We start from the raw sequence: 10,981 nt of genomic DNA on the forward strand, positions 1-10,981 counted from the left end.
GCGAAACCGTAGACAGAGGAACCGTATGCGGGAAATCCGCTCGTACGGGTCTGTGGGGGAGCGGGGAGGTAACGATCCGCTCTACCCGGAACCAAATTATGCTGATTATTAAAACTTTATGTTCTCGAGCTACTTAAACTCACTTTATATGATTGTTAATTTGAAATTCTGAATTGCATTTTTACACGATACTAAATGGAATTTTCGCCCGCCTATTCCTGGTTAAGGTCACTTTTCTAATAATTAATGAACCAAACGGAATAATCTTCAATTAACTGATATTCCGGGATGTTTTTTCTGCGGCCTTCATATCTGCAACGGGTAGTTTAAACCGCTTTTTATCAGAAATCCTCGTGACTATTTGCAAATAGTACATAGTCTTCATCATAATAAGGATCAAAACTAGTCATATTGAATATGTCAGTATAGGACGGACGAGTTTTCTTTAATGTTTCGTATTCCTTTTTTCCTCCAGGACCTAATAGGTAAAATTCTTCCCAGTCAAAATCTTCAATTCCAGTAATGTGAAGGGAGAATTTTAAGTTTGCCTCCAGATATGACTTGTAATATAAAAGTGCTCAAGTCGTTTGGATATGTCTTTAAAACTTTTTTCAAATAACCGTTCTATCCTTTTTGGGATATTATAGAATCTAGTGGGCATGACATTAATTTTCAAGTTTGTTTGGTTCCAGGCAAAGTGCATACATCAGGGAGAAGGCAATACTGCCATTAGAAGCAATATCAATTACCGAAAAGTTCTCATACGGCCACATTATCAGGAAATCATTATTATCATCACTTATTTCGAATTTACCTAATTGAGATACTTCTAAAAGGTGTGATTTTACATTTTCCGGCAGACAATTTTCAAACGTCTCTTTCTCATCAATTGTCATTTGCAAATAGATTCCTTCCCAGTTGATGCCAATTTGAAGCATAATGGATGCAGGTTCATTATATGCATGAATAAAAAGCATATTCCCCAAATCCTTCCATTCGGCATGTAGCCACTGTTGTAAAGTTTGGTTATATCCAGACCATTTTGCTAATAGGTTATATAGTAGCTCCGTAACCTCTATTCCTAAGCCGTCCCTATCAGAACACGAACCTGTGATCAGCAATCTGTTAAAATCTATGATAGTATTAGCATGGATACTGAATGATTGAATTTTTTCTTCTTGCATCAGTAATTTTTGCAGTTTATTATGATTAATGGGTATTGCCGTTTTTGAACGTTAGCATTAATTCCTTCCATTTATCATCGACATACCTATCTTCTTCTCTAATACTATTGAAATGTTTTGTGGCCTTTTGCAGCAATAGATCAAACACATCAGGATTTAATGGCTTTTTGCCGATCTCATTTAACAATTCAAAGGACTGAATTATTGTATATTGGTAGGTCCATCCCTCATCATATACCATGCATAGTTCTGGTTCAATGGCGAGAATTATGGCAAACGCTATTTCTGCGGCAGCCAAGTAGTTATCTTTATTTATTAATTCCTTGCCTTTATCTAGAAGGCTCCAGGCAATTTTTTCTACTGCTTCCTGCCCATCTTCGTTCATGTAGTCGTCTCCTTTTTTTTCTTCGGCAATAAATGCCTGTAAAAATGCTAAAATCTCGCCAGTTGTTTCCATTGGAACAAATCGGGCAATCATTTCATAGGCAATTGATCGTTCACGATGAATAAGTTCCTCCAGGAAATTGTGTATAGGGCTTGTAGATTGTTGTTCCATTATCAACTTTAGCTGTGATATATAGTTTTCAAGAATAAAATGGGTATCTAAGTTCTTTAGGTATCTCATCTTTTTACTTTTACTCATAATGTTTATAGCTATGGGAATGATAATTCGGTGAATAGAAATGGAAAGAAGTATAATTAACTAAATCAAACGTTCTTCCAACATATACTTCCAGGTTATGACCCCTTTCTGTTCGTTGTTATAGTCATGAACAATCCTGCTAAAATTTGCTGGTGGGTCAGTAAGAAAGATTTGTCTCCCTTGTTGTCTGATAATATCCAGTTGCTTGTCTAACTCTTTCAAATAGGAAGGCAAAAGCGGACGTTGCTTTTCAAAATACCATAAATAGCTGGCTTCTTCAGTATCCAGTGTTTCTAATATCACATGATACATTTCTTCCCCTTCTATTAGGAACACAAAAGAAAATGGCTGAAGTACAAACCGGATCTTCAGAATGTGTCCGGCATGCCTTTCAGCAAGGTAACGAAGTTGTTGATGATGCTTAAAACGTGGTTGTTTTAATATGTCGGTAATTAATTCCTCACTAGTTTCGTAAATTGTTTGACCCGCTTGTAGTTGATTTATATCCAATAAATTCTGTTCAGGGAGAGAAGATTTATTAAGGATCGCTTTTGTCATAAATTTAAAACGCACCCCCTCAATAATTTCTTTATTGATCCGCTTTATATCCTCCGATTCCGCAGTTTGAGAAACAAGCACCCCTTTTTCCAGTTCTGCGTATATAGAAATACTAATGTTTTTAGTTTTTAATGCTTTTACGAAATAAGGTTTTAGTACCTCAAATTCTGGTCGAACCTCTTCATGCGCGATTTCAAATTCAAGCTTCTCATTAGGTTCCTTATAAATATACGAAAAACCTATCGTGCCGTATTTGAACTCAAGGTTTTCCAGAGGAATGCTAATTTCTTTCTCTATTTTAATTGTGTCACTTACAATTACGGGGGCTATTTCTTCGACAGGGTCATCAAATAATGATCGCTGTCGAATAAGTTTCCTATAATAGGTGTTTCGTTTTAAGAATAGCTTGTTCAGGTAATCAATCCTAACATCCCGGTAATCATAAATTACTGGTGCTATTTCAGATCTTTGTACTCTGCCAATATACTGGATTAGTTTTCCCTCAAATGAAAAAGGATAAACCAGGAACAGGCAGGTTGCATTATCCAAATCCGTTCCTTCCCCAAAAAACTGGCCTGTTGTGATCAATACCTGATAATTCCCTGATTTTAACAGCTTCCATTTAGCATCACGGCTGGCGATACTATCATCTCCACTTAGTGTAACAGCTTCATATGATTGTTTCAGATATTGGTACAATGAGTCTATATGTTCCTTACGTTCAGTTAGCACAACGACACGCTTTCCACTACTGAGTTCTTTAATTACGTCTTCAAGAATTAGATTGTTTCTTGTTGAATCATGTACCAGAATTTTAGACAATGTTTCAAATCGGTCTGTTTTCTGGTTAAATGGTACATCCAGCGATGTTTCTCGTATTATTATAGTTGCCTGAGGCGAATTTGTGACCTGCTGATTATCTATTTTTGTAATAACTTCCCCAAGATGAATGAAAATAATTTTACCGTCATCGTATTTTCGGAAGGGAGTAGCAGTAAGCCCATATTGATAAAAACTATTGAATTGCTGTATCGTATTTCGGTAAGTTTCAGCAGGAATATGGTGACATTCATCGATTAATATTGTTCCGAATGAGTTGGTAAGCTCTTTATTAGATTTATCAGTTATTACTCTTGCCAGGCTCTGAATGGTAGCTATAGTTACCACCTTTCCTGGCTTATATTTTCCCTGTCCGATTTTCCCTATTTCATGGGCAGGAATTCCGAGGAAAGTGGTAATACGTTCTGCCCACTGGTCCATTAGCTGCTTTCTGTGTACAACAATAAGAGCAGGCTGTTGTTTGGTGGCAATTATCTTCAACCCAATCAAAGTTTTTCCCGAACCAGGAGGGGCTACAATAACTCCTATATGCTTGTTTTCAGTTGCGGAAACCCCTATCTGCTGATAGTCCCGTAATTTTGCCTCGAAACAAAAGGGCTGAGCGGGCATCCTTTTACGTTGGTCTTCCAATCGATATGGAATATTGTTATCCTTACAAAAATCAAGAAGCCGCCTGGCAAATCCACGGGGAATAATAATGTGATCACCTGATTCCTCAATAAACCTGAAATAACGTTTACTTCCAAATGTGCTTTTCCCTGATTTCTGACGGATGAAAAATTCGGTATTAGCGAAATTGAGCTCTTCTCTCAAATAATTAATCAGGATGATAGGCAATCTACTTCTGCCTATAGTGATAACATTATTCAATATTATGGTTAAGGCTTGATTAGTTGTAGCATTTACAGCTAATGTACCAGTGCCTGTTTGTTCATATAGCAAATCTAAGATAGTAGTTTGTACTCTCTGTACAGTTGTAAGAAATTGCCACTGATCATGATAAGAATTCATCGTTTGTGGATCAATGAAACAACTATTGCCACGATCCATAGCAGGCTTATAAAATGGGAGGGCGATCAGATTACCGAATCCTTTTCCGGCAAGTTTATCCTGGTTGGGGAAGAGCCTGTCGAAACTAGAATTCTTATCGAATGTTGAAATGATACAAGCTTCTGTCAATAATGAAAGTAATACTTTTCGGCTCTTTATTGCCGGGTATGGTTGCTCAAAGAAAATCCAGACATGTGCTCCATTTCCTGATCGGGAACGTTCAAGGTAAGCGGTGATATTTTTCTCCCGACAATATGATAAAAACTTCCGGCTATCGTCACTCCAGTTCTCTTCATCAAAATCGGCCACAATGAACCAGGATGAATTATCAGTTAGAAGCGGATAGACACCAATAAGCTGGGTCCCAAGTATATGTTGCTTTATCTGCTCATTCGTTAAATTTTGATAAGTCTTCTCAGGAAAATCACTCATTGTTCCGCCTTTCATTTGATGCACTTTGAAACGATATGGGTCAAAATGAACGGCTGGCATATAGCCCGATTTACCGCTCTTCTCCCAATATAATGCAAAGACATCTTCGCGACCTTTGAAGAGGGAACGGAAAAGAGCTATTTTATCATCAGAAATCACATCAATATTAATTTGGGTTGTTTGTTTTGAATCTTAAAGCGATCGAAGAATTTTGCATATTAGGCTTAAGGTAAATTTGCATCCCATGATATTTTAGCCATCAAGTACATGTTAAATTGTGTACCAAGTCCCCTTTCCAATTCCATTCTTTTGAAGCCGTTTTGTACTAACCAGTGTCTCCAAATGTTTTTTAATGGTATTGCGGTTTGCGTTAGTTACAGTGACTACATCACCTATAGTTGCTTTCCCTCTTGATTCAATAAATTGTAGGATTTGAAGGGATAATTCTGGTAATTGCATGAGCAGAAGGTTTTCCTTTTCGACTTTTACCTCCAGTCGCCTTTTTTGTTGTTGCAAAGCACGAAGGAAAAACAAAATCCATGGTTGCCAGTCAGGCCTTTCGTTTTTTAATGTTCCCTGAGTTTGGCGTAAAGCAAGATAATAGCCTTCTTTGCTTTGTTCAATTACAGACTCAAGAGAACTATAAGGCACATAATGATAACCTGCTTTTAATAGAAGAAAGGTGGTTAATATTCGGGAAAGCCTTCCGTTTCCATCCTGGAAAGGATGTATCGCAAGGAATTCGACTATTACCATAGCTGTTATTAGTAGAGGATGTAGGTCTTTAATAGTATACGCGTGTGTTGCCCATTCTATTAAGTCCTGCATGCGAATAGGTGTTTCGAAGGGGCTTGCTGTTTCAAATACAACTCCGAGAGATTTACCAGTGCTGTCAAATGCTTCTACATGATTAGGCGATTTTTTATAAGTACCCCGGTGCCAATAATCCTTTTCGCTATGTTTTAATAAGAGTGAATGCAATTGCTGAATATAGTTTTCGGACAACGGGATTTCAGCATAACTCTGGAAGAGCAAATTCATTACGGTAGAATAGCCTGCTACCTCTTGTTCATCTCTCGTTGTGAACTTTTGTATTTCAAGATTGGATAATAATTCTTCTACTTGTTTGTCAGTAAGCTTACTTCCTTCAATACGGGTAGATGATCCAATACTTTCGATAGTAGCGACCTTTTTAAGAGAAGATAGCTGTTCGGGAGCAAGCTGACCTAAAGCGCGCCAAGCTCCTTTAAACTCATCAATTTCAGCTATAAGTGAAAGAATTTCTGGGCTTATAATTAATGAAGCGGAATTTACCATACCCATAAAATTACCCATAAATACCCATATAATTCAAATTACCCATAAAATTACCCATAAATACCCAAAAAAGGAGGATGGGAAACATTGAAAAATAAATGATTTTAGGGCGATAGCAGAGCAAGAATCGAACTTAAGTGCATTGATAATCTATTTCTTATGTAAAGAAGAGAATTGTCATAAAAAGACAAAACCCGCTCTAAGAGCGGGTTTTGTCTTTTTATGTGCCCAGTAGCGGAGTGTTTCGAACCAGGTAACATTGATTATCAGTAAATTAATAAGAATAGTTGCGCCTAATCTACTACAATAGGAATAAATAAGCCCGCTCGAGGAACGGGGCTTACATTTTTGTGTGCCTAGAACAGGGACTGTAAGCATTAGGACCGCAGGTTGGCATACATGTTAGCCTATTCCGTTGGAGGAAGATTGTCAAACAAGGAAGGTAGATTGTCTTTTGACACTTTTTTTGATACTCCTCTAGCCAATTTACCTTCTCTATAATCTTGTTCAATTGACTTATTTATTCTTATTGGTGTCTCGGGAGTATGACCTTTATGTAACGTTGATTCACCAAATTCATTTTTGTCAACAAGCCATATTTGATCTCGACGTAATTTATTATCTAATAATGCGGTATTATGCGCAATAAATATTAGTTGCCCACCGCAGACATTGTTCTTATCATCATTAAAAATTTCAAGTAGAAATGTAAGTAACTGAGTGCTCAAACTTGCATCAATTTCATCAATCCAAATGAGTTGCCCTCTTTTTAGTGCGTAAGCGAGATAACAGGCTAAGATAAAATACTTAATAGACCCTGATGACTCATTTTTGATCAAGTCAAATTCAATTGTTCGCTGGATCTTATAATTATCATCATATATCTTATGCTGTGTGTAAAGATCGAAGTTGGCTTGTTTAGTATCAAATACAGTATTAATTAAATCTGTATGGTAGCCTTTTTCGTTTATATACCGTGATACTTTCTCGAATACACTTTTGAAGCCTAAGTCGGCATTATCTAAAAATTTTAGAATGATGTTTCTGTACTCTTCATTAGAATAAATTTGAACAGCACTATTATTTGGAGTTAGACCATAGTTGCCATTTAAGATTAAATTTCCTTTAAACCAACCGGCAATGTCATCAATACGGAGAATTCCTTCTTGCGAAAGTAGTGTAGAAAGAAATAGGTTATTAGATTTCGTAAAAACTTTAGCTTCATGAACCTTATTTCCCGTATTCTTCAACCATAACTTACTTATTTCACCATAATCTTGACCAACTCTAATATAGAGTGTATGCTCTCGTGATACTCCGTCCGTATAATAAAGCCACTCACTTACTACTTTTTTCTCATAAATTTCAAAGCCATAACGGTATTTCGTTTGTTTGATAATAAAAATCGCTTCGAAAAAGCTAGGCTTATTCAATGTGGTCGTATTTAATCTAAATGGTTCAATACTCGTCTCATAGGCAATATTGCCTATAGTAAAGGAGTTAAGTATTGTTTGCTGGAATGAAACATAAGCTTTTAATAAATTACTCTTGCCAAAGGAGTTATGGCCATAAATAGCGGCAGATTTAAGAAGCGATATTTTAGGATTATGTAAAAACGGTATATGAGTGAAGCCCTTTTTCTCTTTTAAGGCTTCAGCGGACATATCAAATATAGCTATGTTCTTGAAAGACAAATAATTACCTACAGAAAACTTTACTAACATTGCTTTATTTCAGGGTAGTAAATTATGCATTTTTTGTATTTTATCCACACCTGTGCAAAACTTTTTCAATCAACCCGTTAAATTATACAGTTATTTGCAAATATCGACATATGGAATTCAGGAAATGTGTTCTAGGTGTATAAATTTGATGATAATTGCTTAATAGATAGGTTTGAGAATGAATGAGCGTTTTCTTCTTTAATTGTCATAATTATGATAGAATGGGAAATACAAAAAGCAACACCCCTCCCCGAAAAAAAAACCAACCCCAGCAACTACTTCGTAGTGGCGAAAATCAGAGTACAGATAGCGAAAGTGGTTATGGTAAACAATCGATTAATACAATAAAGCTTGTTAAGCTGGATCTGCAAGTTTTCCAAAATGTGAGAGTAGGAAATGAAGTAAGCATCTTACTTAGGTCTGTCAGGTACGTATGTTTATTTAATAATCAAAGGCTGGGCGAAGTGCCCAATTATTATAACAACAGACTATTTCCCATCCACGAGTATTGTGCGGTTATAATTGAGGTAGCGGAAAATCCTTTTTCTGTGACTATTGAGTTAAAGTAACCTTCTTACAATGAAACCAGATTACTCTCATCAACTCTTCGATGATTGCGCAACCAATTGTGAGGCTTATGCTGCCTGTGGCGGTTGTCGTACTACTGCGCCTTGTCTTTGCGTGTATCCAATGGGAGACTCATTGAGATATGCCTGTAATAAGTGCCAATACCTTTGTCGGGAACGTGGTGTGTATTGTAATAGTCCTAATTTAAAAGTGAAATCATTTGAAGAAGAGTTTGCCCAGGGTCAATTACTAAATGAAGTGAAATTTTCTCAGACAAAACATTCACTGCCAGTTTTTATACCCGAAAGCACACATGTTTTTCGGCATGAAAAGAAATTTACAGAGTGGGTTGCTGTTGATATTCGATCCTTATTTCTGTTTCCACGCCAAGAAGGAGCTATCTTAAGAGACCGTTTTAATGATGCCAAATCATTAAGAGAGTTTTTAAATGTCAGTGATAGTTGCAAGTTAGTCGCTATATTGAATGGCAATGATAGAAAACTGGAAAGCTTTTGGGCTGGAAAACGTAAATTTCTTTTAAAAAAAATTGCGTCATTAGGGTTTTCAATTTGCACATCACCTACATATTCATTGAATTCATTAACTACAACTGGGGCTCCTGTTCCGGCCTTACATAATGTTTCAATGCTAATGAGGCATCATCGTGTTTTAACGGAAATTAATGAAGCAGAGCTGTGTGCTGTGCCCAATTTATATACTCTGGATAGGGACCGACGACAAATAAGGGAGTGGGGAGAATGGCTTAAAAGTAATACTGGTATAAACATAGTATCTAGAGATTTTACGTCAACCCGTAGTTGGGATACTGTAAAAATTAAACTCGATGATTTAATACAAACTTTAAAATTGGCAGGTCGTTCTTTTCAGGTTATTATTGTAGGGACAGGTCATGCTAATGCCATTAAAGTAGCTACTACGCTGTCAAGTTCAGGTCATATTCCAACTATCGTTACTGCAGCACCCATCCTTAAGGCGATAAAGGGGGGAAAGTATCACCTAACAAATGAGCACGCGCTGAAGGCCGATGTTTGTCCAAAGGATGAAATGAACAAGAGTGATTTAATCTGGCATAATCTAAATTTATTTGAGGAAGCTTTGACTAGTTCGACAGCCTAACAAACAGGTAAGTAATTGCAAAACTGAGAGTTAGGAATTTCGAAATTTAATAGGTAGGATTTCAACGATGAGGCGCCTGAACGAATTGTTCAAATCTCGAAGATGAGAACTTTCCGCACTGATCGAACCCTTTTCAGCTTGATTATTAATATGTTATTCTGAATGTCAAATTGGCAAGAAACAGAAAATCCGCCACTAGAGCGGATTTTCTGTTTCTTGTGCCCAGTAGTGGTAAATTTACGAACCAATTGCTCTTGATTATTAGTAAGTTAAATCGCAGAGGCCATGATAAGTAATCAAAGCAATCTGGCGTTAAATCACAGCCTTACCATAGATTTTCGGATCAAATAAGACTTTTTTCTACTAATATTCCACAGGACATTATTTACTCTAATGTTTTACGGTAATCATCTCAGTAAAAGCTACTATGATTTTCTTTTCTGACATTTCGAGACCGGCAGTGGGTATGTTCGCTTCTTTCAACATTGCCAAATAGCCAATACAGCCCATTTTCAGGTTATAATCTGGCCATTTATGGGCCATTGTTTCCCATATGCCAAATATGCTATCATTTACGATCAGCAGCTTATTGTCTGCATCAATGACCATGTGATATGATGAACGCGTTTCGCCTTCTATAGGTAATGGTATTGATGGCTTTTCCAGCAGTATATTGATTGATTTCTCTCCGTAACAAATAACTTGCTCCAACTGTATAGTCATTGTCTCAGTGACATAAATACTTTCATTTTGTCTGATAATGAATAGTGCGTATGGATAGCCATCGTCGATTCCATCATTCAACATCACATCAGTAGTCGGAGAGGTATACTTTGGAATTATTTGAGCTGAAGTGTAGTCAATCCCAATAAGTTTCTCAGCATCGTACATGTAGTTGGCTAAGTGCATTAATTGCCAACCGGGCCATTTTTTCTTCAATGCAGCAAGGAAGTAATGTACCACTGAGGTTTCATGTTCGAGTTCCCAAGACCAAAATCCGAGTAGTTTCTTCTCAATATCAGCAATGACAAATCCTTCCATCCATCCATGTTCCCTTAAGTGTTCTGTAATGGTACATTCCTTTACATATTCTAAGAATGCATTTTCTCCGAGATACAGATCATATGGAATACGACTGGCGCCCCATCGATCGTGATAAATTCTAAGTCCATCTTTACTTTTAATAGCATAGTTTACGCGGCTTCCCATTAATATCAATTATTTGCCTTTGCGTTGACAAAATAGCAGATTTGTTCCTGAAATAAGCATTATCTTTTGGGGAACAGCGTTAGTGAGTAGGGGCACTTTCTACAAGGAGTTTGGGAACGACTACAAAGGATAGAGATCGAACCAATTATAGATTGAATATGAATGAATTAAAGAATCACGAAACTTGTTTAAAAAAGAGGGTGTCTCAAAAGTAATTGAGGCACCCTCTTTATTTTTAGTAAAAAAAAGGACGAAAAAATATCTTGGAACCATGATTCTTAGTAAATTAAGTCATGGCAAGAGGTAAAACATTATCAGTA

The 10,981-nt window shown here is 36.7% G+C and carries 8 protein-coding genes; 2 read left to right on the plus strand and 6 right to left on the minus strand.

Annotated elements, in window-relative coordinates; genetic code table 11:
- Nucleotides 1-665: 665 nt before the first annotated feature.
- From CLV42_RS33280 to CLV42_RS33300, 5 genes are all read right to left on the minus strand, one after another.
- Nucleotides 666-1,184: a hypothetical protein gene (locus CLV42_RS33280; RefSeq protein WP_106606273.1), complete on the minus strand. Its 519-nt coding sequence runs from the start codon at nucleotides 1,182-1,184 to the stop codon at nucleotides 666-668.
- 25 nt (nucleotides 1,185-1,209) lie between these two features.
- Entirely contained in the window at nucleotides 1,210-1,809 is a 600-nt protein-coding gene (locus tag CLV42_RS33285) for a hypothetical protein (RefSeq protein ID WP_106606274.1), read from the minus strand.
- Between the two features lie 78 nt (nucleotides 1,810-1,887).
- Entirely contained in the window at nucleotides 1,888-4,866 is a 2,979-nt protein-coding gene (locus CLV42_RS33290; protein WP_211303575.1) for a DEAD/DEAH box helicase, read from the minus strand.
- Between the two features lie 111 nt (nucleotides 4,867-4,977).
- The gene (locus tag CLV42_RS33295) at nucleotides 4,978-6,042 is read right to left on the minus strand and encodes a Fic family protein (RefSeq protein WP_211303576.1); all 1,065 of its coding nucleotides are present in this window, start codon (nucleotides 6,040-6,042) and stop codon (nucleotides 4,978-4,980) included.
- A 389-nt stretch (nucleotides 6,043-6,431) separates the two neighbouring features.
- A complete protein-coding gene (locus tag CLV42_RS33300; protein ID WP_170117743.1) occupies nucleotides 6,432-7,688 on the minus strand; it encodes an AAA family ATPase in 1,257 nt (418 codons plus the stop codon).
- Between the two features lie 281 nt (nucleotides 7,689-7,969).
- On the opposite strand from CLV42_RS33300, the gene CLV42_RS33305 reads away from it, so the two are divergent.
- Nucleotides 7,970-8,317, plus strand: a complete 348-nt coding sequence (locus tag CLV42_RS33305; protein WP_106606276.1) for a hypothetical protein — start codon at nucleotides 7,970-7,972, stop codon at nucleotides 8,315-8,317.
- 10 nt (nucleotides 8,318-8,327) lie between these two features.
- Nucleotides 8,328-9,452, plus strand: a complete 1,125-nt coding sequence (locus CLV42_RS33310) for a hypothetical protein (protein ID WP_146154556.1) — start codon at nucleotides 8,328-8,330, stop codon at nucleotides 9,450-9,452.
- A 390-nt stretch (nucleotides 9,453-9,842) separates the two neighbouring features.
- Here CLV42_RS33310 and CLV42_RS33315 read toward each other — a convergent pair whose 3' ends face one another.
- On the minus strand, nucleotides 9,843-10,661 hold the full coding sequence (locus CLV42_RS33315) for a hypothetical protein (RefSeq protein ID WP_106606278.1): 819 nt from the start codon (nucleotides 10,659-10,661) through the stop codon (nucleotides 9,843-9,845).
- Nucleotides 10,662-10,981 lie beyond the last annotated feature (320 nt).

Source organism: Chitinophaga ginsengisoli, from assembly GCF_003014595.1.
In the GTDB taxonomy this organism is placed as follows: domain Bacteria; phylum Bacteroidota; class Bacteroidia; order Chitinophagales; family Chitinophagaceae; genus Chitinophaga; species Chitinophaga ginsengisoli.